Origin of the sequence: Luteibacter sp. RCC_6_2 (assembly GCF_041360655.1) — a bacterium.
In the GTDB taxonomy this organism is placed as follows: Bacteria; Pseudomonadota; Gammaproteobacteria; order Xanthomonadales; family Rhodanobacteraceae; genus Luteibacter.
Genome location: NZ_JBFUPQ010000009.1, coordinates 121,054 through 147,229, shown reverse-complemented (window position 1 = coordinate 147,229; position 26,176 = coordinate 121,054). Strand labels below are relative to the sequence as shown.

The 26,176-nt window shown below is 66.7% G+C and carries 13 protein-coding genes; 8 read left to right on the top strand and 5 right to left on the bottom strand.

Going from position 1 to position 26,176, the window contains the following annotated elements; translation table 11 throughout:
* Positions 1 to 14: 14 nt before the first annotated feature.
* Both AB6730_RS11930 and AB6730_RS11925 read left to right on the top strand, forming a co-directional pair.
* Complete coding sequence (locus AB6730_RS11930) at positions 15 to 797, top strand: SDR family oxidoreductase (protein ID WP_371023825.1); 783 nt, start codon at positions 15 to 17, stop codon at positions 795 to 797.
* A gap of 81 nt (positions 798 to 878) precedes the next feature.
* Entirely contained in the window at positions 879 to 2,264 is a 1,386-nt protein-coding gene (locus AB6730_RS11925) for an Hsp70 family protein (protein WP_371023824.1), read from the top strand.
* A 279-nt stretch (positions 2,265 to 2,543) separates the two neighbouring features.
* Here AB6730_RS11925 and AB6730_RS11920 read toward each other — a convergent pair whose 3' ends face one another.
* Positions 2,544 to 3,188 carry a DUF4124 domain-containing protein gene (locus AB6730_RS11920; RefSeq protein WP_371023823.1) on the bottom strand — a complete coding sequence of 215 codons (645 nt, stop codon included), beginning with the start codon at positions 3,186 to 3,188 and terminating at the stop codon, positions 2,544 to 2,546.
* Positions 3,189 to 3,190: 2 nt separating this feature from the next.
* Positions 3,191 to 4,135 carry a DegV family protein gene (locus tag AB6730_RS11915; RefSeq protein ID WP_371023822.1) on the bottom strand — a complete coding sequence of 315 codons (945 nt, stop codon included), beginning with the start codon at positions 4,133 to 4,135 and terminating at the stop codon, positions 3,191 to 3,193.
* A gap of 195 nt (positions 4,136 to 4,330) precedes the next feature.
* On the opposite strand from AB6730_RS11915, the gene AB6730_RS11910 reads away from it, so the two are divergent.
* Together AB6730_RS11910 and AB6730_RS11905 are read left to right on the top strand one after the other, a co-directional pair.
* Positions 4,331 to 5,119, top strand: coding sequence for an AMP nucleosidase (locus AB6730_RS11910; protein WP_371023821.1), 789 nt, complete (start codon positions 4,331 to 4,333; stop codon positions 5,117 to 5,119).
* Entirely contained in the window at positions 5,116 to 6,000 is an 885-nt protein-coding gene (locus AB6730_RS11905) for an EamA family transporter (RefSeq protein ID WP_371023820.1), read from the top strand. Before AB6730_RS11910 ends, AB6730_RS11905 begins: the two co-directional genes overlap by 4 nt.
* 274 nt (positions 6,001 to 6,274) lie before the next feature.
* Here the strand turns inward: AB6730_RS11905 and AB6730_RS11900 are convergent, their stop codons facing one another.
* Both AB6730_RS11900 and AB6730_RS11895 read right to left on the bottom strand, forming a co-directional pair.
* On the bottom strand, positions 6,275 to 9,397 hold the full coding sequence (locus AB6730_RS11900) for a carboxypeptidase regulatory-like domain-containing protein (protein ID WP_371023819.1): 3,123 nt from the start codon (positions 9,395 to 9,397) through the stop codon (positions 6,275 to 6,277).
* A 474-nt stretch (positions 9,398 to 9,871) separates the two neighbouring features.
* On the bottom strand, positions 9,872 to 12,922 hold the full coding sequence (locus AB6730_RS11895; RefSeq protein WP_371023818.1) for a carboxypeptidase regulatory-like domain-containing protein: 3,051 nt from the start codon (positions 12,920 to 12,922) through the stop codon (positions 9,872 to 9,874).
* Between the two features lie 456 nt (positions 12,923 to 13,378).
* On the opposite strand from AB6730_RS11895, the gene AB6730_RS11890 reads away from it, so the two are divergent.
* Complete coding sequence (locus AB6730_RS11890; protein WP_371023817.1) at positions 13,379 to 15,037, top strand: Na+/H+ antiporter; 1,659 nt, start codon at positions 13,379 to 13,381, stop codon at positions 15,035 to 15,037.
* Positions 15,038 to 15,224: 187 nt separating this feature from the next.
* Here the strand turns inward: AB6730_RS11890 and AB6730_RS11885 are convergent, their stop codons facing one another.
* Positions 15,225 to 16,046: a TatD family hydrolase gene (locus AB6730_RS11885; RefSeq protein WP_371023871.1), complete on the bottom strand. Its 822-nt coding sequence runs from the start codon at positions 16,044 to 16,046 to the stop codon at positions 15,225 to 15,227.
* 526 nt (positions 16,047 to 16,572) lie between these two features.
* Between AB6730_RS11885 and AB6730_RS11880 the strand changes: the two genes are divergently transcribed.
* The 3 genes from AB6730_RS11880 to AB6730_RS11870 all read left to right on the top strand — a co-directional run bounded on the left by AB6730_RS11880 (position 16,573) and on the right by AB6730_RS11870 (position 26,076).
* A complete protein-coding gene (locus AB6730_RS11880) occupies positions 16,573 to 17,016 on the top strand; it encodes a post-PEP-CTERM-1 domain-containing protein (RefSeq protein ID WP_371023816.1) in 444 nt (147 codons plus the stop codon).
* Positions 17,013 to 18,992 carry a PA domain-containing protein gene (locus AB6730_RS11875; RefSeq protein WP_371023815.1) on the top strand — a complete coding sequence of 660 codons (1,980 nt, stop codon included), beginning with the start codon at positions 17,013 to 17,015 and terminating at the stop codon, positions 18,990 to 18,992. The genes AB6730_RS11880 and AB6730_RS11875 overlap by 4 nt, the downstream gene beginning before the upstream one ends.
* Positions 18,993 to 19,212: 220 nt before the next feature.
* Positions 19,213 to 26,076, top strand: a complete 6,864-nt coding sequence (locus AB6730_RS11870) for an ESPR-type extended signal peptide-containing protein (protein ID WP_371023814.1) — start codon at positions 19,213 to 19,215, stop codon at positions 26,074 to 26,076.
* Positions 26,077 to 26,176: the final 100 nt, after the last annotated feature.

Sequence of the window (26,176 nt, the reverse complement as noted above, 5' to 3'; positions counted from 1 at the left end):
CAAAGGAGACCGACATGCATCCACGACTTTCCAGTTGGCGCCTCGACGGGCGCACCGCCCTGGTCACGGGCGCGAGCAAGGGCATCGGCTACGCCTGCGCGCGCGAACTGGCCGTCCTCGGCGCCGACGTGCTGCTCGTGGCGCGCGACGAACTCGTCCTGCAGGAAGTGCGCGACGAACTGGCCGAGGAATGCCCCGACGTGGAAGTGCTCGGCATGGCGGCCGACCTCTCCGACCATGAAGACCGTCTCGCCGTGTTCGACTGGGTCGTCGACCTCGGCATGAACCTTTCCATCCTGGTGAACAACGTCGGCGGCAACACCCCGCGTCCGACGCTGGACTACGAGGAGGACGAATACCGCGCACTGTTCGAACTCAACGTGTTTTCCGCCTTCGAGATGAGCCGACTGGCCTACCCGCACCTGGTCCAGCACGCCAACGCCGCCATCGTGAATATCGGGTCCGTCTCCGGCATCACCCATGTGCGCACGGGGTCCGCGTACGGGATGACCAAGGCCGCCCTGCACCAGATGACCCGGAACCTCGCGGTCGAATGGGCGGAGGACGGCATCCGCGTCAACGCGGTGGCGCCGTGGTACATCCGCACCCAGCGCAGCGAGCCGGCGCTGGCGGATTCGGAATACCTGGAGGAAGTGCTCGATCGCACGCCGATGGGCCGCATCGGCGAACCCGAGGAAGTGGCCGGGGCCGTGGCCTTCCTCTGCCTGCCGGCATCGAGCTACGTCACCGGCGAAATCGTCGCCGTGGATGGCGGGTTCCTGCGCTACGGCTTCTGAGGCCTTAAGATAGGCGGTTCCCCGGGGCCGCCGGCGCGCCGCCGCGCCATGCCGCCCGCCTGTCTTGCCCCCGAGAGCCCCATGAACATCGGTATCGACTTCGGTACGAGCTATTCCGCCGCCGCGACCTTCGTCGGCGACGAGCTGACCCTGATCCATTTCGGTGAGGCCAGGCAATTTCGCACGGCCGTCTTCTTTCCCGAGGTGGTGCCCGATCCGAACGACTTCCAGCTGACGCCCGAACTCGACGCCCAGGTCGAGGCCCACATCCGCTCGGCCCGGGCCCAGCAGCGTCAGTTCGCGACGGAAGCACAGCAGCGCGGTGGCGCCTTCGTCGAGCGCAGCGACAATGAATTGCGTCGCGATGCGTTGCGCACGGTGCGCCGCCAGTGGATGGAGCGCCGCGCCGCCGAATCGCCCACCGCCACGGTGGAAAGCTTCCAGCATGCGCTGTTCGGCGACGACGCCGTCGAGGCCTATCTCGAATACGGTGACGGCAACCTCATCGAATCGCCGAAATCGATGCTGGGATACCGCCTCGATCCGCAAGTGCGCAAGGTGATCGTGCATATCGCCACGCACATCCTCGAACACATCCGCCTCGCCGCCAGCCGCCAGCTCGGCGAGGCGGTGCGCACCGCGGTGATCGGGCGTCCCGTGCACTTCCGCAGTTCCATGGGTGACAAGGGATCGGAACAGGCGGTGGAGATCCTGCGCGAAGCGGCCGCCGTGGCAGGCTTCGATGCCGTGTCGTTCCTCGAGGAGCCCGCGGCGGCGGCGATGCATTATCACAAGCGGCTCACGACACGGCAGGCCGCGCTGATCGTCGACATCGGTGGCGGTACCACCGACGTCGCGTTCGCCGAACTGGGCGGCGACGAACTGCCCCGTATCGTCCGCACGTGGGGCCTGGCCAAGGGTGGTACCGACCTCGACATCAACCTAAGCATGCACAGCTTCATGCCCCAGTTGGGTAACAACGTCACCCGCGTGCCGGTGCATCATTTCGTCGAAGCGGCCAGCGTGCACAACCTGCCGAAGCAGCGTGAATTCCGCCGCCAGGACTACCGCATGGTCGACGAACCCTGGCAGTCGCGTTTGCGCGCGTTGCAGCAACCGGGCGCCACGACGCGCCTCAACCAGACCGCGGAACGCAGCAAGATCACCTTGAGCGCCGTCGACGGTACCCACGCCGATCTCGGCTTTCTCGAACCAGGCCTCGGCGTGAGCATCGCTCGCACCGACATGGACGAAGCGGTGGAGCCGTTCATTCACCGCATGCAGCGCCTGCTCGCCGAGGTCCGCGAGGAATGGCCCGGCGTGCCCGCCAGCGTGTTCCTCACCGGCGGCACCTCGCGCTCGCCCGTCGTGAAGGCGGCCGTACGCGACAGTTTCCCGGGCATCCCCCTGGTCGAAGGCGACCCGTCGCTGGGCGTGGTCTCCGGGCTCGCCGTGGCGGCGGTCTGATCGAGCCCTTGTGGGAGCCCTTGTGGGAGCCGACCTTGTCGGCGATCCCGCGGCAGCGGGCCAGGGTGCGGCAAGCACCCATCGCCGCTGAAGCGGCTCCCACAACAGCATCGACTAGGCAGGGTAGGAACGAGCCTGTGGGATTAGGAATACACCTGTGGGAGCCGACCTTGTCGGCGATCCCGCGGCAGCGGGCCAGCGTGAGGCGAGCACCCATCGCCGCTGAAGCGGCTCCCACAAGAGCGGCGGCTCCCGTCCTTAAGCGGGACCTTCGAGTGGTTATCCGCAGCCCTTCAACTGCGCCTGTAGTCGGGCATCCTTCGCCTCCAGCGGAGCGCGCTCGCTCTTGAACGCGTTGCGGAGCAGCCGCTGATTCGCCTCGGCGTCGCCGCGCACGGCCTGGCACGCCTCGGCGGGACTGAGCCGGCGGCACTGGTCCTGCACCCACACGTAGTTGCTGGTCGCCACCGCCGCCGCGTTCCCCTTGCCGCGATTGAGCTCCGGCGCCGATGCGACAGCCGCGTCGCGGCTGCCATAGGTATCGGCGAGCGACGGAGTGATGGCGCCGAGCACGCCGAGCGGAGCCATATACGGCTCGGGATGGCCGTTGTCGCTGGTATACGGCTTGCCATCGGTGGCGCGGATGCAGCCGTAGAGCACGGGGGCCGGCGCCATGGGCGCCTGTGGCGGAGGCACCTCGTCGACCGTCTCGCGCGATGGCGGCGGCCCGGGCATCGGTGCCACGCGCCCGTCCGCCGGAGCGGAGTCCTGCAGCTGGATCGCCTGCTGGCGCTGGTTCTTCGCGCAGGGTGTCTGCTGGTAGATCGTCTGCCCGCCGGCCTGGCACTTGTAGACGGTTTCCGCCACCACGTCGCCGCCCGTCGCCAGGGCGAGGGCGGCGAGCAGGACGTGCGCGGGACGCATGCTCAGAACTCGGCCACGTGTTCTTCGGAGGCGAGGCCCAGCGTCATCGCGCCTTCGCCCACGTTGACCATGCCGGTGATGCCCATCGGGCTTTCCAGGATCTCCACGCCGGCCTCGGCGCAGACGCGCGTGAGCGCCTGGTAGCCGGGCAGGTTGCGCATGTCGTCGAGATCGCCGCCGTAGCTGAGCGAGAGCGAAGGCACGAGCAAGCCGGCCTGCACACGCTTCGCGGCGTAATCGAACAGCGTCTGCGCGCCGTGCTCGAATCCCCGGACCTTGCCCACCGGCCCGGTTTCACCCTTGTGCGCGCGGAGGATCGGCTTGATATCCAGCGCGGTGCCGAGCATGGAACTCAGGAAGCTCACGCTGCGGTCGCCCTTGCTGCGGGCGCGGGAGCGCAGATAGTTGAGGTCGCGCGGCAGCATGTAACCATAGGAACAATCGGCGATGTGGGCGGCGCGTTCGCGGACCTCGGCAGGGGACTTGCCCGCCTGGATCGTCCGCACCGCCTCGACCACCACCGGTGCCGAGCCGGCGAAGATGTTGCGGGTGTCGACCACGCGCATCAGGAAGGGGCCGCCGATGCCGGCGGCTTCGCGGACCGGCCGGTAGTTCTTCAGGATCGCGAAGCTCGCCTTGATCACGTTGTCGTGGATCGGGCTGCGCGTGGCCATGATGGTGAGGCAGACGACGCAGTCGTATTCCTTCACCATCCGTTGGAGGAAGAGGTTCTGCACGTCTTCCACCGAGCTCGCCTCGGTTTCGGCCGAGTGGCTGCGGCTGCCGAGCTTCTGGTTGCGGAAACGCTGGATCTCGACCGGATCGCGGTCGTCCTTGAAGCGTTGCAGGTCCACCTTCACGGCGATGGGCATCACCGCGATGCCGTTGCGTTCCAGGAAATCCTGCGGCAGATCGCAGGCCGCGTCGATCGCTATGCCGATTCGCATCGGGCACCACCCCCCGTCGTAGGCCTGACGGCCCCGCGGCGCCCGAAACACCCGATGCGTCCCGGCTTGCCCCGCTGGGCCGGATGCTACACTTGCGCGAATGAATTTGGCACTCCGCCGGCGTGGCGTCGCCGGTAACCGCGCCGTCGGCAAGCAAAGGCGAACGCCGCCGGCGCATGCGCACCCGGATTCGACATGAAAACCAAGAACGAGATCGTCTCCAACTGGCTGCCCCGGTACACGGGCACGCCCGTGGAGGGATTCGGCCGGCATATCCTGCTGACCAACTTCGGCCACTACGTGGAGCGCTTCGCCCTGGAGCACGGCGTGGAGGTGCACGGGCGCGACCGGCCCATGCCCAACGCCACGGCCGACGGGATCACGCTGATCAACTTCGGCATGGGAAGCCCCAACGCGGCGACGGTCATGGACCTGCTCAGCGCGATCGAGCCCCAGGCCGTGCTGTTCCTGGGCAAGTGCGGCGGCCTCAAGAAGAAGAACGCCATCGGCGACCTGGTCCTGCCGATCGCGGCCATTCGTGGCGAGGGCACCTCGAACGATTACCTTCTGCCGGAGGTGCCGGCCCTGCCGGCGTTCCAGCTGCAGCGCGCGGTCTCCACCATGATCCGCGACCTCGGCCACGATTACTGGACCGGCACCGTCTACACGACGAACCGCCGGGTCTGGGAGCACGACGATGGCTTCAAGGAATACCTGCGGCGTACCCGCAGTATGGCGATCGACATGGAAACCGCGACCATCTTCGCCGCCGGCTTCGCCAACCACATTCCCTGTGGCGCGCTCCTGTTGGTGTCCGACCAGCCGATGATCCCGGAAGGCGTGAAGACCGAAACCAGCGACGCTGCGGTCACGGCCACCTTCGTCGAACGGCACATCAAGGTGGGCGTCGAGGCCCTGAAACTCGTCCGCCGCCACGGCCGCAGCGTGAAGCACCTGCGCTTCGAAGACGACGGCGAGCCGTGAAGCTTGCCGATCTGATCCTTGGCGTACTCGTCGCCCTGATCTGGGGAAGCAACTTCTCGGTGATCGAGGTGGGCCTGCGCGACCTCGACCCGTTCCTCCTCACTGGGTTGCGCTTCGCCTTCACCGCGTTTCCGCTGGTCTTGTTCCTGCGCCGTCCGCGCGACGTGCCCGTCGCTGCGTTGGCGGGATACGGCGTGCTGTTCGGCGTCGGCCTCTGGTGGGTCGTGAACCTGGCCATGGCCAAGGGGATGTCGCCCGGCCTCTCATCGCTGGTGTTGCAGTTCAGCGCGTTCTTCACGGTCCTGTTGAGCGCGGCGGTCTTCCGCGAGCGCATCCGCTTGCCCCAGTGGGTGGGCATGCTGCTGGCGGCGAGCGGATTGATTCTGGTGATAAGCCATGTCGAAGGCACGTCCACCACGACAGGCATCGCGCTGGTCTTGCTGGCGGCGCTCAGCTGGAGCGCCTGCAACCTCATCGTGAAGCGGCACAAGCCAGCCGACATGATCGCGTTCGTCGCATGGTCGAGCATGTTCTCCACGCCGGTGCTGTTCATCCTCACCTACGCCGTCCATGGATCGGCCCCCTTCCAGGCCCTCGGTCATGGCGTGAGTTGGCGGGCGACCGGGTCGGTGCTGTTCCAGGCGTATGTGACCACCGTGTTCGGTTACATGGTGTGGAACAACCTCATGAAGAAATATCCCGCCACGTCGGTGGCGCCGTTGTCGTTGATCGTGCCGGTGTCCGGCATCTTCACCTCGTACCTCGTGTTCGACGAGCGTTTCGAGCCGGCCGTGTGGGGTGGCATCGTGGTGATGCTGATGGGCGTGGCTTGCTTCGTCCTGGCGCCTTACTTCCGGCGTCGTGTCGCGGCAGTCGCTTGAGGTTGATGGACGCTGCGGACTGGGAAGATCGTTGTGGGAGCCGACTTTGTCGGCGATCCCGCGGCAGCGGGCCAGGTTGAGGCAAGCACCCATCGCCGCTGAAGCGGCTCCCACAGGGGCAGCGGCTCCCACAAGGGCAGCGGCTCCCACCTGGGTCGGCATCCGCCAGGGCTTTTCATAAAAAAGGCCGCCCGTGGGAGCGGGCGGCGATCTGGGGAGGTTGCATCGGTCGCGCGTCCGGGGGCGCGCGCCGTTGTCTTCTTGTGGTGGAGCGTCAGAGCGAGAAGTCGTACTCGGCGGACAGCTGCACATAGCGCGGCTGCTGGAAGCTGGTCGGGATCTTGTACGTGCTCCCGGAGAGCGAATTGCCGCTGTCGTCCTCGCCCACTTCGTTGATCGACGTCGTGTGTTGCTTATTGAAGACGTTGAAGACGTTCGCCGAAAGGGTGACGCCCTTCGCCCACACCGGCTTGTACGAAGCGTTCAGGTCGATGTTCCAGTAGCTCGGCGTACGGCCGACCGAGCCGCGCTGGACCACCATGCCATCGCAGTAGAGGTAGGCGCCCGAGCCGTAGCCGCCGACCACCTGCGAGTCGATCGGGTTCAGGCCATAGCAGTTCTCCGGACGGCCGGTCTGGAACACGCCGTTCGCACCGACCAGCCACTGGTCGTTGATCTGCCACGCGCCGTAGACCTTGAACGTGTGCTTGCGATCGTTCGGCAGGTAGCCGTTCGAACCGGCCATGATCTCCGGATAGTCGAACAACTCGGTCGTGCCGGTGTCGGCCTGGCCATTGCTGGAATCGACGCCACCTTCGGCATTGCCCCGCGTATGCGAGAAGACATACGACGTCTTCAGGTACCAGGTGTTGTCGAAGTTGCGCTCGGCGGTCAATTGCAGCGCGAGGTAGGAGCGCTTGTATTTCGGCTCCCCCACGTCCACGCCCGGCAAGTGGATGTCGTAGAGCGTTCCGGTGGCATCCACCGGTGTACGCAACGTCACCGAGCTGCCCGGATTGAAGATGTAGCAACCGGGGACGTTGGCATCGGCAGGGGTCAGGCTCGTGGTGTCGAGGTTGAGCCCGTACTGCGCGTTGGCCGCCTTGGCGATCGGACGGAAGTCGCAGGAGTCGTCGATGCCGGTCAGCACCTTCCGATAGATGGCCTTGGCACCGAAGGTCCAGTCGGCGATCTGCTGCTGCGCGCCCAGGATGAATTCACGCTGCTTGAACGGCTTCAGGTCCTTCGTGGCGACGGCACCCGGATTCGGGACCACGCCGGCTTCGCCGTTCGAGTAGATGACGCCGGTGCGCGACGGGAAGGCCGCCGCATAGGCCGCCGGCAAGGCGCCGAGGCCGGTGGGTGCGCCGGTCACCGGGTCGATGCCCGTGTAGCTGAAGTACTGGTTCTGGTACAGCGAAGCCGAGGACCCGCGCAGGGCCACGTTGCCGTCCAGCGGCAGCGAATAATCGCCGGCGCTGCCATAAACCTTCAACGTCGAATCGCCATGCACGTCCCACGAGAAGCCCAGGCGCGGCTGCCAGCTGTGCACCTGCTTCACATACGTCTGGCCAAGGCTGTTGGTGTTCTCGAAGCCATCATTGCGCACGCCGATGCGGGCGACGAAGTTGTCGGTGATGTGCCAGTTGTCCTGCAGGTAGTACGACTTCTGCGTGATGCCGACCTTCGCGCCCGTGGCGAACACGGTCTGCTCGACGACGCTGTCCGCCGGATCGAGACCCGGAGCGTGGCCGAGGACGGCCTCCGGCTGCGAAATGTACGTCCAGCGATTGCCGCCCTCGTAGGCGGTGCCGGTGTCGGTGGTGAAGTGGTCGCGTGCCCAACCGGCCTTCAGCTCGTGGTCGCCGAGGTGGTACTCGAAGTCGATGCGGCCGGCGTTGCGCTTGTCTTCGCCGTCGGGCGTATTGAGGAAGCCGCTGGTGAACGAGCAATGCGGCGCGGCGGTACCGCCGTTGTTCACCGGGATGCGGTTATCGGCGATCAACGGGCAACCGGGCGAGTTCGCCGCGTTGAAGATGTTGCCATCGTATTCTTCCAGCGTGCCATCGGCCGTGGTGGCGCGTTCGTCTCGTCGGTTGGTGCTCTTGCCGTACTGCGCCGATATCGTGAAGTCGTCGGTGATGTAGCTGGTGTACTTCAGGATGTTGTTCATGCCGCCGGTCTTGTCGTAGACCTGGCCGAGGTAGTCACCCCGGTGCGGCTGGCCGTCGGCGTCGTAGTTGTATCCGTAGATGCTCTGCTGCTGCGTGCTGCTGTCGCTGAAGCCGGTGTATTCGAGGATGTTGCTCTCGTTGATGTTCCAGTCCAGCTTGACCAGGTAACGCGGGTCCTTGATCGTGGTCTTGTTGAAGTTGCCGCTACCGGAGGAGTCCCCGTAGTGTTCGTCGGCCGTGCGTGTGCCGCCGACGAGGGCGAACATGAACAGCTTGTCCTTGATCAGCGGACCGCCCAGCCACGCGTTCCAGCGCTGGCCGAAGTCGGTGGCGTTGCCGGTGTTGTTGTTGCCGACCACGTAGTTGCTGTTGTGCCGGTTGTTCTGCAGCAGGCTGCCGTTCTGCAGGTAGATGTTCGGCTGTTTGGCCTGGAACTGGTAAGGGTCCCAGGTGAAGTCGACGCCGCCCTTCCACTCGTTCGTGCCGCGCTTGGTATTCACCGAGATCACGCCGCCGGTCGAATTGCCGTACTCGGCACCGTAACCGCCGTCCTGGATCTCTTCCTGGTCGATGGCTTCGAACGGAACCTGTGAGTAGGTGAGGCTCTGGAAGAAGTTGGTGACGTTGAAGCCGTTCACGTAGTAGCTGTTCTCGGCGACGGACGCGCCGCCGAAGGAGGCAAGGTTGCCGAAGGCGCTGTCGCCCTTGGTGGCGCCGGGCGCGAGCAGGGCCACGGCGGTCTGGTTGCGCGCCAGCGGCAGCTGCTTGATCTGCTCCGAGGTCATGACCGTATTGGTCTGGCTCGAGGTGATGTCGATCGGCGGCAGCGCGTTCGCCGTCACCGACACGGTCGTCAGGTCCTGGGCACTCGCATTGGCCGCGCCAGCCGCGTTGCCGCCGGCGAGGTTCAGGTTGAAGCCCTGGCCGGCGACGATCTGGATGTCACGCGTGGAGCTCTGCCCACCCTTGGTCGAGGTGATCTTGTAGTCGCCGGGTGGCAACGACGAGATGTTGAACCGGCCGTCGTTGCCGACGGTGGCGGATCGGCTCAATCCGTTTCCGGTATTGGTCGCGGTGACCTGCGCCCCCGCGTCGGCCGTGCCGTAGACGGCGCCGACCGTGCTCTGCGCAAAGGCGCCCGTGGCGACCAGGCCGAGGCCGAGCGCGATGGCGAACGATAACGAGCGCCGCCTGGTGCGCTCCATTGAGTAACGCGAATCCATGGTGATCTCCCCGGCCATTGGCCAAATGCTTCAAGTCGTCCCGTCATCCCTCGACGAACGGAACGGAGTGGTTCACGTGATGGCCGTCCGGGCCCCCTTATGGCGTCGATCTCCTCCGCATCGATGCGCCGCGTGCCGCGGTTAACGAAACTGCAACAAGCGGACGCAAACTACGCCCGGCCGACATCGACACTCAATGCGAGTTGCATGAACGAAATTTCTTGTCCCTCTTGTGCACAGGCGGGGCGCAAGGGCCTGATGTACGGGCCGCAAGGCGAGGTGGCGAAGGAATGCGGTTGTCCGCATGGATGGCGCAGGAAGATGCGCGGCGCGTTAAGGCGAAGATGAAAAAGTTTTCATGATGAACGGAAAATTTTCACTGCCTTCCGAAGACACGAAATAGTCATGGAACGAAAAAAAGGCCGCTCCAGGCGGAGCGGCCAATCTGGGGAGTGTCGCTTTTCTTCTTCTAGGTCAGAGCGTGAAGTCGTAACGCGCGCCGAGGCGGACGTAGCGTGGATCCTGGAACGACCGGGCGCGCTTGTAGTTCGGATTGGCCAGGCCGTTCGATGTCTCGCCCGTCTCGAAGTACTGGGTCACCTGCTGCTTGCCCAGAAGATTGAAGATGTCCGCCGAGAACGTGAGCTTGTGATCGGCGAAAGCCGGCTTCCATGCCGCGCTCACATCCATGGTGTACGTCCAAGGCGTGCGTCCGCGTGACCCGCGGGGCGAGGGTTCCCCGTTGCACCAGAAGTAGTTGGCGCCGTAGCCATAGGGGTCGCCGCCGGCTGAGAGCGGACGGATGCCCAGGCAGCTGACGGGTGCGCCCGAGGTGACACGGCTCACCGTGGAGAATTGCCATTCTTCGGTCGGTACATAAGTGCCGTAGACGCGCAGCTGGTGCTTGTGGTCGTTCGGGAGATCGCCATTGGTGTTCTCCATGATCTGGGGGAAGTCCCAGCTCTCGGTGGTGGAGACGTCCGCCTGGACGATATTCGAGTCCAACTGGCCTTCGGAGTTGCCGTAGCTACGCGAATAGGTGTAGTCGAACTTGCCGTACCACTTGTCGCTGAACTGGTGTTCGGCATACAGGTCGAGCATGTAGTACGAGCGCTTGGGCTTGGGTTCGCCGATGTCCTTGGCCGACAGCGGGATTTCCAGGTACTGTCCGGCGGACGGCGATACGACGAAGGTGTTGGCTCGGCCAGGGTTGTACAGCCAGCAACCGGTACTGCTGGCGATGCCAGCGGCAACCTCCGCACTGAGGCCGTTGCGGTCGCCCCACGCCTGGAGCGGCGCGGAATCGCAGGTGTCGTCGATCAGGCTGCGCAGCCGGCGGTACATGGCCTTGGCGCCGACGACCCAGTTGTCGGCGAGCTGCTTGTCGAAGCCCAGGATGTATTCATCCTGGTAGTACGAATGCAGGTCGCGGGCCGAAACGGTCTTCGCATCCGGCGGGGTGCCATTGGCGCCATTGAGGAAATAGGTGTTCGAGTACGCACCCTGGCCCAGCCCCGTCGGGATGCCGGTGGCGGGATCGATGCCGGTGAAGCTGAAGTATTGCGAAGGATACGTCGACGGTCCGGCACCACGTACGGCCACCGACGTCGGCAGGCCGAGGTGATAGCGTCCGGCGTTGGCATAGACCTTCAGCGAGCTGTCGCCATAGACATCCCAGGAGACGCCGAGGCGGGGATCGAGCTGATGACGTGCGCGCGCATAGGCTTCGCCGACGCCGTTGTAGTTGGAGAATTGCTCGTTGCGCAACCCGACGTATCCATGCCAGCGATCGGTGATCTGCCAGTTGTCCTCGACGAACTGCGAGCGCTGGTTGGTCCGCGCGGACGTGCCGGTGGTCAGCGCGGTGGACTCCACGTAATAGCCGTTGGGAAAGTCGGCCGGGTTGTACAGGCCGGGATCGAGGCCGAGGTTGATCAGGCGCTGCTGGATGACGCTGCCGTCGCCTACATCGTTGTACGTGTACGACGTGCCGCCCACGGGAATGGAACCCCAGGTGGCGCGGAGCACGTAGTTGTCGACGCCGGCACGGAGATCGTGGTCACCGATCCGGTATTCGATGTTGGCGCTCCATCCCTTCGTACTGTCCTTCGACCCGGGAAGGAGGGTGGACGTGGCGCCGACCGTACAACCGGTCTGCTTGTTGTTGTTGAATTCGACGCGGGCGTCGGTGATCGACGGACATGCCACGCCGGACGCACCGTCCACGTTCTGTTCGTGGTCGGAATGCGCGCGGCCGTACATCGCATTGATGGTCAGGTCGTCGGTGATGTAGCCGGTGTAGTGGGCGATATAGGTTTCGCCGCCGGGCGTGCCGTTCGTCTGCGTGCCGTTGTAGTTCTTGGTGTACTGGTGGCCGAGGTAATCGCCGCGCCCGGTGTTGTAGTTGTACGCGAAGATGGAGGCGTCGGTGGTTTCGGTATCGCCGATGCCGGTCAGTTCGAGGATGTTGTTGTCGGTGATGTTCCAGTCGATCTTGCCGAGCCAGCGCTTCGTCTTCGCTGTGTCCTTCTCATCGTCGCTGACCGAGTTGGGGCCGGTGTAGTTGCCGGTCTGGCGGATCCAGTCCGCGGCGGCGAAGATGAACAGCTTGTCCTTCACCAGGGCGCCACCCAGCGAGCCGGAGTACTGCAGGTTTTCCGAATCACGTTGGGCGTAGGCATTGCCGCGTTGGTAGAGCGTGCCGTTGCGGAGATAGACGTTGCGTGGTTCCTGTGCGAGCGCTTCCGGCGACCAGAGCACCTGCACGTCGCCTTTCCACTCGTTCGAGCCACGCTTGGTCACGACGTTGATGACGCCGCCGGTGGAACGGCCATACTCGGCGCCGTAACCGCCGATCAGCACCTGCTCCTGGTCGATCGCGTCATAGGGAAGCTGGCGCGAGCTGACGCCGGTCAGCGGATTGGTGACCTGGAATCCGTTGATGTAGTAAGCATTCTCCGAAGCCGACGAACCGCCGAACGAGAGAGCGTTGCCGTAGCCACGCGCGGCCGATGTCGTGCCGGGGGCGAGCAGGGCGATCGAACTGATCGACGTGCGCGCGATGGGCAGCTTGGCGAGCTGATCGGCGCTGAGCACGGTGCGCGAATCGACGGAACTGACGTCGATGCTCGGAAGGCTGTTGGCGGTGACCTGCACGTTGCCCAGCGTCGTCGCATCGGCATTGGTCGCCGCGAAGGAGACGTCGGTGCTCTGGCTGATCTGGGTCTGGACGCCCTTGTGGGTGTCGATGGCGGCACCGTTGTGCATCAGGGTGACGTCGTACGTGCCGATGGGCAATGAATTGGCGCGATAGCGGCCGCTCGCGTCCACGGTGATGTCGCGGCGGAGACCCGTGGCCGTGTTCTCGATATGTATCGTGTCACCTGGCGCCGCCGAACCGAAGATCGAGCCGGTGGCGTTGCTCTGCGCGAACGCGCCGCCCGTGCTGCCGGCGGCGATGGCGAAAGCCACGGCAAGGGCGAGCTTCCGACGGGACGCGGTCGATGATGGGTTTACGTGCTGCATGGACTACCCTCCTGAAGTAACGCGTGACGAAATGACGGCCAAGACAGCCCCGCGTCCGCGCGGCACGCGAACGTTTCGCCGATACGTCGGCGGGAAGCGGCTATCTCGTTATGGCGTTCCGCATGACCTTCCGCTCGCTTAACGCGGCGACCGGTCGCGCGGCCTCATGGCGAACGCAGGCGTCCGCCACCTCCTGAAGGGGGTACTGTCCTGAACGGATAAGGCATCGGAATCTCCCCTGGAACTCGTGCAAGCAAGGACGTCGTCCATGGCGCAAAAGTGGCGACCGCATCGCGGCGGTGCGTGAAAACAACGTAAACCCCTGTCACGCTAGGCAACAATAGGAATAAATCCTAAGCAGGTAATTACGAATTCGTTCGTAAGTTCATGCCCTTTCGTCGAGCTTTCGACAGGCCGCCGGTTGCCTGTCCTCGCCGCCCCGGCTAGCGTCGCGCGATGGATCTCGTCATCACCATCCTCGTGCTTCTCCTGGTCGTGGCCCTTTCGGGGGCGGTCGTTCGTGTCCTGCCGGTGAAGTTGCCATTGCCATTGCTGCAAATCGCCCTGGGGGCCCTGCTGGCGCGGCCATTCGGCATGCACGTGGAGTTCGACCACGAGCTGTTTTTCCTGCTCTTCATTCCGCCGTTGCTTTTCGCCGACGGGTGGCGAATCCCGAAGCGTGAACTGTTCCTGTTGCGCGGTCCGATCCTCGCGCTCGCCATCGGGCTGGTGTTTTTCACCATCCTCGGCATTGGCTATTTTGTGCACTGGATGATTCCCACCGTGCCGCTCGCCGTGGCATTCGCCCTGGCGGCGGTCTTGTCACCGACGGACGCGGTGGCGGTGACATCGATCACCGGCGGTTCGACGATACCGCCACGCTTGATGCACATCCTCTCCGGCGAAGCCTTGCTCAACGATGCTTCCGGTCTCGTGGTGTTGCAATTCGCGATAGCGGCGGAGCTCACGGGCCAGTTCTCGCTCGCGACGGCGGCAGGCGATTTCGCCGTGATGGCATTGGGTGGCGTGGCAGCCGGGGCCTTCGTCGGCTATGTATTCGGTATCTTCCGCCGCCGACTCGTGCGATGGAGCGACGAGGTCGACCCGGCGAGCCAGGTGGCCTTGTTGCTCTTGCTTCCCTTCGCCGCTTATTTGCTGGCGGAACATTTCGGCGTGTCGGGAATCCTTGCCGCCGTCGCCGCGGGCATGACCATGAACTACACCGATGTGCTGAAGGGCGGCTATGTCGCGACGCGCATGCAGAACGGCGCGGTGTGGTCGATGGTCGAATTCACTTTCAACGGCCTGATCTTCCTCCTGCTCGGCCTGCAGTTGCCCGGCATCGTCGACGGCGCGAAGAACGACCTGGTCCAGGCGGGTGGCGGGCCGATGTGGCACCTGCCTGCGTACGTGGTCGCCATTACCCTGGCGCTCGTCGTCTTGCGTTTCATCTGGGTGTGGGTGTCGCTGCGCTTCATGTTCATGCGTGCGCTGCATCGGGGCGAGAAGCGTCCGAAGGTGGGTACGAGACTGGTCTGGACCACGGCCTTGGCGGGTGTGCGGGGGGCCATCACCATGGCGGGCGTGCTTTCGTTGCCGCTGATGAAAAGCGACAGCGTGCCGTTTCCCGTGCGTGACTTGATGATCCTCCTCGCCACCGGCGTCATCCTTTGCACGCTGCTGTTCGGTGCGATCGGCCTGCCGCTGTCCGTGAAGGGTTTGAAGATTCCCGGCGAAGATCCGCGTGTGCGTGAAGAGCGCAAGGCACGCGCGCTGGCCGCCGAAGCCGCGCTGCGAGGTATCGCCGGCGAGCAGCAACGCGTGGAGGCCGGTGGCGACGAGAACGCCGTGGCGCTGGCCTCGCGCGTCGCCGCGCGCGTCATGGCGGATTACCAGCAGCGGCTCGAGGCCGCGGGCGAGGAAGGCGACGTGCCGGAGAAGGCGCGCGCCGAGGCGGGCACGGAACGCGTGATGAGGTTGGCCGCGCTTCGTGCGGAGCGTCGCGAGCTGTATGCGTTACGCCGCAGCCACGAGATCAACGATGAAACCTTGCAGACGTTGTTGCGCGAGGTGGATCTCGCCGAGGCGGCGTTGACGGGACTGCACTCGGGCTGACGAGATCGTCGAGGCACCTCATTTTCATCGAGCGGTGGGTTCTGTGGGAGCCGCTTCAGCGGCGATGGGTGCTTGCCCTAACCTGCCCCGCTGCCGCGGGATCGCCGACAAGGTCCGCTCCCACCAGAGCCGGTTTTCACCAGAGCGGGCTTTCACCAGGGGCGATTGTCACCGAAGGCGCGAATGGTCAGGTGGCGAGGTGGAAGAAGGCTTCCGTCGTGCGCACGCTTGCTTCGGTCAATGCTTCACGCGTCTCGCCACGGTCCTTCGCCACCTCGTCGCGGATGTGCGCCAGGTACATCGGTTCGTTGCGTCGATCCTTCGGCATGGGCCGGATCGTGCGTGGGAGCAGGTAGGGCGCGTCGGTTTCCAGCATCAGCCGGTTCGCTGGAATCATTTTCACCAGCTCGCGCAGGTGCGCGCCCCGGCGTTCGTCGCAGATCCAGCCGGTGATGCCGATATGGCAGTCCAGGTCGAGGTAGTCGCGCAATGCTTCGCCGGTATCGGTGAAGCAATGCACGACGGCCGCCGGGACGCGATCGCGATACCGCTTCAGGATGGCGAGGAAGTCGTGGTGGGCGTCGCGCTGGTGGAGAAACAACGGCTTCCCCACCTCGACGGCAATCTCCAGTTGACGTTCGAACACCTCCCGCTGGACGTCCCTCGGCGAGTAATTGCGGTTGTAGTCCAACCCGGTTTCACCAACCGCACGAACTTCCGGCTCTTTCGCGAGCCGGCGCAACAGCGCATGGGTTTCGTCGTCGTAGTCGATCGCGTGGTGGGGATGCACGCCGGCCGTCGCGTAGAGGCGTCCGGGATGGGCGCGGGCGAGTTCGAGGGCGTGCGTGCTGCCTTCACGTGAAGCGCCGGTGACGATCATCTTTCCCACGCCGTGGGCCGTCGCCCGGGTCAGTACATCGTCAAGATCTTGACGAAAGGAATCGTGGGTGAGGTTGGCGCCAATATCGATCAAGTCCATGATTTTTTTCGCTTTGGGCTCGTTGTACAAGAGATGTAACAGGACGTTATTGTCGCGCAAGGCTATGAATTGAAACCTTATCCGGACGTCCGATCATCGTTTGCACGGGGTTTCCCGCACTCACGTTTGGACGACACGAAAATTTGCGTCAAACGATTGACGTTCGCATTTTCCTGCTGCTACGTTCCAACGACCGCCGTCAATAAGACGACGCGCAGGAGGGCGGCAGGAAGGATCTCGATTCGACCTTTTCGCAGGGGACGTCCGCCAGGACATCAAAAGGGAAGACGACCGGCAATCGGCCGTCCGCCAGCAGTACCACGGGTAAGGGGTAGTGCAGATGGTAAATCGTTCGATCGCACCATGTCGCCGCGGCAAGGCCGTGCACTGGGGCACCACCACGTCATGAATCGTCACCGCTGGCGCTCGCGCGCCGGCGGGCAGGGATTGGCGTTGAGGGGAACGTCGAATCCTCGAGTGTTTACGCCGGCGAGGGGGTCTTCGCCGGTGGGCGTGCAGGGAGGGGTCCCGGCGCCGCACTAGGGAGGTATGGGTAATGACTTCACGATCACTGGCACAGGCCCTGGGTCTCGTGCTGACGGGCATCTTCACGGTGGCGGGAGCGGCACACGCCGCCGACACGCCGCACGCGACCCAGCCGCAGACCGTCATGGTCCAGGGCGTCCAGGTCGCCATCGATCCTTCGACCGGCCGCCTCCGCGAGCCGACGGCGGCCGAACGGGCGGCGCTTTCGAAGGCCTTCCAGGTCCGTTCCAGCCGGGCTTCCTTGCTTTCGGCACAACCACGTACGGCGGCCGATGCGAAATCCACCTTCCGCACGGTGAGCCTCGGCAACGGCGTCCGTGCCAAGGCCGTGCGCGTGCCGCAGGAACTGATGAGCAGCGTCGTCGCCGAGCGCGCGCCCGACGGTACGTTGAGCGTGCATCACGATGACCACGGCGTGCAGGCCGCGCCGAAGGCGCCGGAGGTGACCCGATGATCCGCCGCAGCCTTCTCTTTACCGCGCTCGCCGCCGCCGGCCTGTTCGCCACGGTCGGTGCCCAGGCCGCCGAGATCAAGATCGTCAACCAGGACGTCGGCACCGGCCAGGGTCTCGACGACCAGACGCCAGCCACGCCGGTCGGCGGCAATCCCGGCACCACCGTCGGCAAGCAGGCGTTGAACGTCTACCAGTTCGCCGCCGATATCTGGGGCGCCGTGTTGCAGAGCGACGTCACGATCGTGAATAACGCGACCTTCGAGCCGCTGTCGTGCGATGCCACCTCGGGCGTGCTCGGTTCCTCCGGCACCACGTACATCTTCTATTTCGACGACGCCAGCACGTTGCCGCCGGGTGCGGTGCGCAACACCTGGTACCACTCCGCGCTGTTCGATGCCCTGACCCACGAGGACGGCGTGCCGGGCGAAGCCGACATCCAGAGCCAGTTCAACGGCGCACTGGGTACGCCGGGTTGCCTGGAGGGTTCGCGCTGGTACTTCGGCCTGGACGGCAAGACGCCGGCGGGCTCGATCAACTTCCTCAACGTCGTGCTCCACGAAATGGCCCATGGCCTGGGCTTCTCCGGCTTCAACAGCCTGACCACCGGTTCGCCGTATGTCGGCGACGACGGCGTGGCGCGTCCGGACATCTATTCCACCTTCGTCTTCAACGATACGCAGATGAAGAAGTGGTACGACCTCACCCCGGCGCAGCGTGTCACGGCGGCGCTGGACGACGGCAAGCTGGTGTTCACCGGCGCCACCGTGAAAGCGGAAGCACCGCTGGCCCTCGGCACGCCGAACGTCTTCCGAGTGACGGCACCGGCCGCCGCGGCCGGCGACTACGGTTATTCGCAGGCCGCGTTCGGACCGACGGCGACTTCGTCCAACTTCACCGGCAGCGTGGCGCAGGCCTCGCCCGCCGATGGCTGTGCGGCGATCACCAATGGCTCGGCGATCGCGGGCAAGATCGCGCTGATCGATCGCGGTACGTGCGACTTCACCGTGAAGACGCTCAACGCGCAGGCGGCCGGCGCTTCCGCCGTGCTCATCGCCAACAACCAGGCCGGCGCGATCACGCCGGGAGGCACGCCCGCCTCGCCGGTGAACATCCCGGTGATCGCGGTGAGCCAGGTCGACGGCAACAAGCTGAAGGCGAACCTCGCCGGCCTGACCGGCGCCGTGGGTACGGGCACCGGCCTCGCCGGCACCGACGCGCAGGGCAACGTCCAGTTGTATGCGCCGACCGTGCTCGCCCAGGGCTCGTCGTTCTCGCACTACGACACGCGCCTGACACCGAACGCGATCATGGAATACGCGATCAGCCAGGATCTCGTCGGCCAGATCGACGTCGACCTGACGCCCGCGCTGTTCCAGGACATCGGCTGGGGCCTCAACCGCACGTCGCAGAAGCTGCTCACCTGCGATACCGGCATCCCGACCCTCGTGCCGGGCGGCGTGATCATCGGCGCCAACGTGATCGCCAATGCACAGATCCTCGCCGGTGCCGCCGCGAGTGTCGGTGACTACCGCACCGCCGTGCATGCCTATGCCGGCCAGCTCGCCACCGACGGCCTCATCACGGCCGGCCAGGCCACCAGCCTCAACGCGTGCCTGTCCGATGCGGAGACGCAGTCGCAGTACGACGCATGGGGTCCGCCGCCGGCGCCTCCGGGCATCGTGCTGAGCAACAACACGGCGCTGGGCAACCAGAAGGGTGCGGCCGGTGCGAGCACCGTCTACCTGCTGACGGTGCCGGCCAACGCGAAGACGCTGACCCTGCGCACCTTCGGTGGCTCGGGTGACGTGTCGATCTCGGTGACCGATCCCAGCGGCAAGGTGAAGGACCAGCCGAACCGTCCCGGCAACAGTGAACCGTTCACCGCCGGGAAGCCGGCGGCTGGTACGTGGACGCTGACCGTGAAGGGAGTGAAGGCGTACTCGGGCGTAAGCGTCCTGGGTGCGTACACGCTCTGACGCACGACATGGAAGAGGCCCCGGTTCGCCGGGGCCTCGACCGTGATGCGCCCGTCATGCGGGCGGGGGACATACACACCGAACACGTTCGAGCGGCCGGCGCCTGTGCCGGTCATGGGGATACATCGTCCGCCGCGGTCGCGACGGACTGGCGGAGGGCAGCGCGCCGCGCGCCCGCGCATCGATCGCTCACATGCGGACATCTGGGAGGAAGGCTGACGTGAACACCATCTACAGCAAGGTCTGGAACAAGACGCTCGGGATTCTGGTCGTGGCTTCGGAGCTGGCCCGGGCCAGCGGCAAGGGTGGTGCGTCACGACGCGTGCGTGCCGCATTGGCGGCGTTGCCACTGGCTGCCGGCGCGATGCTGGCGCTGGGCAGCGCCCCGGCGCACGCGGGCAACGTATGCGGCGGCTACCTGTTCGGCATCCAGGGCAAGGCGCCGGTCGCCAAGGGTGACGACGCGTTCGCCTGCGGCACCGCCAGCAAGGCCGCGGGCGACTACAGCACGGCGGTGGGCACGGCGGCGAACAGCAGCGGCGCGTACAGCGTCGCCCTGGGACAGAACGCGCAATCCGCCGGCATCTATGCGACGGCGCTGGGACAGAACGCCCGCGCCGTCGGTACGGACAGTGTCGCGGTCGGCGAGTCTTCCTATGCGAGCGGATCGGCCAGTTCGGCATTCGGCACGGATTCGCGCGCCACGGCGAAGAATTCCGTCGCGCTCGGTGACGGATCGATCGCGGATCGCGCGAACTCCGTATCGATCGGCAAGATCAACGAAGAGCGCCAGCTGGTGAACGTCGCCGATGGCACGCAGGCGACCGATGCGGTCAACAAGCGGCAACTGGACAAGGTCTCGTCGTCGGTCGGCGGTGTATCGGCCCGCGTGGACACGTTGTCCACCCGCGTCGATGGCGTGTCGACGCAGGTGAACCAGCTTGCCGACGATGTCAGCGATGCCACGCATTACTTCAAGGCGAAAGGCGCCGGCGATGGAAGCGACGATGCGCAGGCCACGGGCGATTTCGCGACGGCCTCCGGTTCGGGTGCTTACGCCGGTGCGACGGGCGCGAGCGCGTTCGGTTCCGGCGCGGTGGCGACGAAGCAGTTCGCCACGGCGACGGGCTATGGCGCCGTCGCATCGGGACAGAACAGCTCGGCCTATGGTTCCGGAGCGCAAGCCTCGGCCAACGGGGCGACGGCGATCGGCGGACAGGCGCTGGATGAAGATGGCAATCCATTGATCACATACACGGCGACCGGTGAAGCGGTCGGTCCGGCGACGGCCTCGGGCCTAGCCGCGACGGCGGTGGGCGCGAGCGCGCAGGCGGAGGGCCAGTTCGCCACGGCCTTGGGCACGGCGGCGTTCGCGCAGGGCGAGCAATCGACGGCGAGCGGTTTCCTCGCGCAGGCCTCCGGTGCGGGCGCGGTGGCCAACGGTGCGCAAGCCTTCGCCGATGGCGACCTGTCGGTGGCCACGGGCTACGGCTCGTCTGCCTACAGCAGTGGCTCGACGGCGATCGGCGGTGGCGCAAGCGCGGCGGGCGAAGGCAGCGTGGCGATCGGCAACTACGCCGAGACCGGCTTCGGCCTGTTCGGCATCGAAAGCGCGAACGCGGTGGCGATCGGCGCGGGCAGCTGGGCGCTGGGCAACGGCGGCACGGCGCTGGGTGCGAACGCCTGGGCGATCGGCGAGAACTCGGTGGCGTTGGGCCAGGGTTCGTACGCGGATCGCGACAACACGGTGTCGGTCGGCGACGTCGGTAGCGAGCGGCAGGTCACCAACGTGGCGGCGGGAACCGAAGACACCGACGCGGTGAACAAGGCGCAGCTCGACTCGTCGGTGAGCGATGCGACGCGCTACTTCAAGGCCACGGGCAACGGCGACGGTTCCGACGATGCGCAGGCCACCGGCCAGTATGCGACGGCCTCGGGTTCCGGTGCCTATGCGGGTGCCGACGGCGCGAGTGCGTTCGGCAGCGGCGCGGTCGCCACGGGGTCGAATGCGACGGCGACCGGCAGCGGGAGTGTCGCCACGGGACAGAACAGCGCGGCCTACGGTGCCGGTGCGCAGGCGAGCGGTCCGGCTAGCGTCGCGGTCGGTGGTGTCGCCGTGAACGAGGACGGCGATCCGCTGGTGACCCATCAAGGTGTTCCGGTAGATACGGCGGCGACGACGGCCGCGGTCGGTGGCACGGCCGTCGGTGCGAGCGCGCAGGCCGGTGGTTTCGCTTCCTCGGCGATCGGCGTGGGTGCGTACGCCAGCGGTGCACAGGGGACGGCGGTCGGTGCGGTCGCCAACGCGATCGGCGATTACTCGACGGCCGTGGGTACGCAGAGCGCGGCGACCGGTGCGAGCAGTGTCGCCGTCGGTGAATCGTCGCAGGCGACGGGCGAGGAAAGCGTGGCGGTGGGCGGCACGGCCTACGGCGGCTTCATTCCCACGATCGCGAGCGGTATCGGTTCGTCGGCTTTCGGCGCAGGCGCATGGGGCACGGCCGATTACAGCACGGCGATCGGCTGGTCGGCCACGGCCGATCATCTCAATGCCACGGCGGTCGGCGCGAACGCCGGTGCGCTCGATGTGGGCGCGGTCGCGGTCGGTTTCCTGAGCCGCGCCATCGGCGTGCAGACGACGACGGTCGGTACCAACTCCTTCGTCTGGGGCGACAACGCCTCGGCCTACGGCAGCAACACCTCCATCAGCGGCAACAACGCGACGGGCCTGGGCGCCAGTTCCGTCATCGATGGCGAAAACAGCACGGCGGTGGGCGCGAACACGTCGGTCACGGGTAGCGGCTCCACGGTGACCGGCGAAAGCAGCACCGCCATCGGTGACGAGGCGACGGCGAACGGCCATGGCGCCATCGCCAGCGGTTATGGGGCATCGGGTTTCGGTGCGGGTAGCTTCGCCAGCGGCGATTACACGACGGCGGTGGGCCAGGGCGCGATTGCGCAAGGCACCGGTTCTTCCGCTATCGGTAGTGGTGCGAGCACGAACGCCGACTTCGCCACGGCCACCGGCTATGGCTCGGTGGCATCCGGTCAGAACAGCTCGGCCTATGGTTCCGGAGCGCAAGCCTCGGCCAACGGGGCGACGGCGATCGGCGGACAGGCGCTGGATGAAGATGGCAATCCATTGATCACGTACACGGCGACCGGTGAAGCGGTCGGTCCGGCGACGGCCTCGGGCCTGGCCGCGACGGCGGTGGGCGCGAGCGCGCAGGCGGAAGGCCAGTTCGCCACGGCCTTGGGCACGGCGGCGTTCGCGCAGGGCGAGCAGTCGACGGCGAGCGGTTTCCTCGCGCAGGCCTCCGGTGCGGGCGCGGTGGCCAACGGTGCGCAGGCCTTCGCCGATGGCGACCTGTCGGTGGCCACGGGCTACGGTTCGTCTGCCTATAGCAGCGGCTCGACGGCGATCGGCGGTGGTGCGAGCGCGGCGGGCGAAGGCAGCGTGGCGATCGGCAACTACGCCGAGACCGGTTTCGGCCTGTTCGGCATCGAAAGCGCGAACGCGGTGGCGATCGGTGCGGGCAGCTGGGCGCTGGGCAACGGCGGTACGGCGCTGGGCGCGAACGCCTGGGCGATCGGCGAGAACTCGGTGGCGCTGGGCCAGGGTTCGTACGCGGATCGCGACAACACGGTGTCGGTTGGCGACGTCGGTAGCGAGCGTCAGGTCACCAACGTGGCGGCGGGTACGGAAGCCACCGACGCGGTGAACAAGGGGCAGCTGGATTCACTCGCCACCAGCGTCGGCGACGCAAGTCATTACTTCAAGGCGAACGGCCTGGGTGACGGCAGCGACGACGCGCAGGCGATCGGCGACTACGCCACCGCTTCCGGTTCGGGCGCCCTCGCGGGTGCCGTGGGCGCCACGGCCAACGGCAGCGGTGCGGTCGCCACGGGTGTCAACGCGACGGCCACCGGATATGGCAGCGTCGCTTCCGGACAGAACAGCGCGTCGTACGGCGCCGGTGCGCAGGCCAACGGCCCGGGCAGCGTCGCGGTGGGCGGCGTCGCCGTGGACGAAGACGGCAATCCGCTGATCACCAACGGTGGCGTGCCGGTCGATACCGGCGCGACGAGCGCGGGTGTCGGCGGCACGGCGGTCGGCGCGAGTTCCCAGGCGAGTGGTTTCGCCGCGTCGTCCTTCGGTGTGGGTGCGTACGCCAGTGGCGCGCAGGCGACGGCGGTGGGCGCGGTCGCCAACGCGATCGGCGATCTGTCGACGGCGATCGGCACGCAGAGTGCCGCGACCGGCGCGAGCAGCGTGGCCGTGGGTGAAAGCGCGCAAGCGACGGGCGACGAAAGCGTCGCCGTCGGTGGCAGCACATTCTTCGGGCTGATACCGGCACAAGCCTCGGGTTATGCCTCGTCCGCCTTCGGCACGGGCGCGTGGGCCACGGCGGATTATGCGACCGCGCTGGGTTGGAACAGCTACGCGGACGGCGTGAGCAGCACGGCGGTGGGCGAATCGGCGATCGCCGCGGCGGCGAACTCCGTGGCCCTTGGAGCGAGCTCCTTCAACGATCGGGCGAATACCGTTTCGGTGGGCGATGTCGGCAGCGAGCGGCAGGTCACCAACGTCGCGGCCGGTACCGAGGCCACCGACGCGGTGAACAAGGGGCAGCTGGATTCGCTGGCCACCAGCGTCGGCGACGCAAGTCATTACTTCAAGGCGAACGGCCTGGGTGACGGCAGCGACGACGCGCAGGCGAGCGGTGACTACGCCACCGCTTCCGGTTCGGGCGCCCTCGCGGCCGGCGCCGGCGCCACGGCTACCGGTTCCGGTGCGGTGGCCGCGAACCAGTTCGCGACCGCGACCGGCTACGGCAGCACGGCCAGCGGCCAGAACGCGGCCGCCTTCGGTGCGGGCGCGCAGGCGACAGGCGCGGGCAGTGTCGCGGTAGGTGGTAACGCCGTGGACGAGGATGGCAACCCGCTGATCGCCGATGGCAACGGCAACCCGGTCGACACCGGCGCGACCAGTGCCGGCGTAGGCGGTACGGCGGTCGGCGCCAGTGCGCAGGCCGCCGGTTTCGCTTCCACCTCCGCGGGTGTCGGCGCTTACGCCAGCGGCGCTCAATCCACGGCACTTGGCGCGGTGGCCAATGCGACCGGTGACTATGCGACCGCGGTGGGTACCTCCACCACGGCCTCGGGTGCCGGATCGGTCGCCGTCGGTGGACCGAGCAACCTGGCCGGTGTCGGACTCATCTATACCGGCGCGACCGGCGACAGCGCGGCGGCGTTCGGTGCCGGCGCGCAGGCGACGGCCGACTTCGCCACGGCACTGGGTGCCATCGCGGGAGCCGAGGGCGTGGGCAGTACGGCGCTGGGTTACTTCGCCTATGCGCCGGGTGCCAATGCCACGGCGCTGGGCATCAACAGCTGGGCTTCCGGCGCGAGCAGTGTCGCGGTGGGCGATTTCTCCACCGCGCGTGGCGCCGCCAGCGTCGCCCTCGGCGCCAACGCGACGGCCACCGCGGCGGATAGCGTGGCCATCGGCTCCAACGCCCTCGCCGACCGCGCGGGTACGGTGTCGGTGGGCGTACGCGGTGGCGAGCGCCAGATCACCAACGTGGCCGCGGGCGAGCAGGGTACGGACGCCGTCAATGTCGACCAGCTGACGCAGTTGTCCGACAGTGTCGCCAGTGCCCGTCATTACGTCTCGGCCACGGGAGCGGGCGACGGTTCCGACGATGCGAGCGCGACGGGCTCGCTCGCCACGGCCACCGGCGCGGGGAGCAGCGCCACGGGCGATCTCTCCTCCGCCAGCGGCGCCTTCGCCACGGCGAGCAAGGAATCCGCCACGGCTGTCGGCGCCTTCGCCAATGCCGGCGCGGCCGGCGCCACCGCGATCGGCGACAGCGCGCGTGCGCTGGCGGCGAATTCGGTGGCCCTGGGCAGCGGGTCGCTGGCGACACGGGCGAACACGGTGTCGGTCGGCAGCGCGGGAAGCAACCGGCAGATCACCAACGTGGCGGCCGGTACGCAGGCTACCGACGCGGTGAACCTGAGCCAGTTGAACACGGCGCTGTCCGGCGCCTTTGCCGGCACCTCCAGTGTCACCGGCAATGCGGTGGCGATGGCCCTGGGTGGCGGTGCGACGATGGGTGCCACCGGGTTCGTCGGGCCGGTGTATCGCGTGCAGGGCGGCTCCTACAGCACGGTCGGCGATGCGGTGGGGGCCCTCGACGGCGCGTTGTCCTCCCTGGATACCCGGGTGAACCAGCTGGAGTCCGGTTCCGGCGGGAGCACCGTTCCGGGAACGGCGCCCGTGCGGCGCAACAATGTCATGTCGGCGTCGGTCGCCCGTGCCGGTGTCGCGGCCCCGATGGCCGCGCAGGATGCGGCCGCTCCGGTGCAAGCGGCGGCCGTGCCGGTCACCGCCGCCGTCGTCGACGGAACGGGTAACGGCACCGCCATCGGCGCCGGCAGCTACGCGAAGGACCCCACCGACCTGGCCGTCGGCACCAACGCCAGCGTGGGCGCCGACAATGGCACCGCCGTGGGGACGGGTGCCACGGTCACGGCGGCGGCGACCAACAGCGTCGCGCTCGGCGCCAATTCCGTGGCCGACCAGCCCAACACCGTCTCCGTGGGAAGCGCGGGGGCGGAGCGGCGGGTGACCAACGTCGCCGCCGGTACGGCTCCGACCGACGCGGCCAACGTGAGCCAGGTCGACCAGGCCGTCGCCACCGCGAAGTCCTATTCGGACCAGGGTGATGCCGCGACCCTGAGCAGCGCCAAGGCCTATACCGACCAGAAGTTCGGCGACGTGGTCAGTGGCGGGGCGTTCGACGAGTACAAGCGCACGGTGGATCGCCGCTTCAGCAACCTCAACGACCGCCTCAACAAGGTGGGCGCGATGGGAGCGGCGATGTCGCAGATGGCCTTCAGCACCCAGGGCGTCAACGGCGACAACCGGCTCGGCGTGGGCGTGGGCGGATACAAGGGTCAGGGCGCCCTGTCGGTCGGCTACTCGCGCAGCCTCTCGTCCAACGCCAGTCTCACCTTCGGTGCCGCCGTGAGCGGCGGTGAGACTTCCGGCGGTGTCGGTGTGGGCGTGGGCTGGTAAAACAACCCGGGCGGCGCCCACAAGGCGCCGCCAAGTCCTTGAAGCCGGCGGAAACGCCGGCTTTTTCTTGTTGCGCCGCGTCGCGAAACGCGGCGGTCGC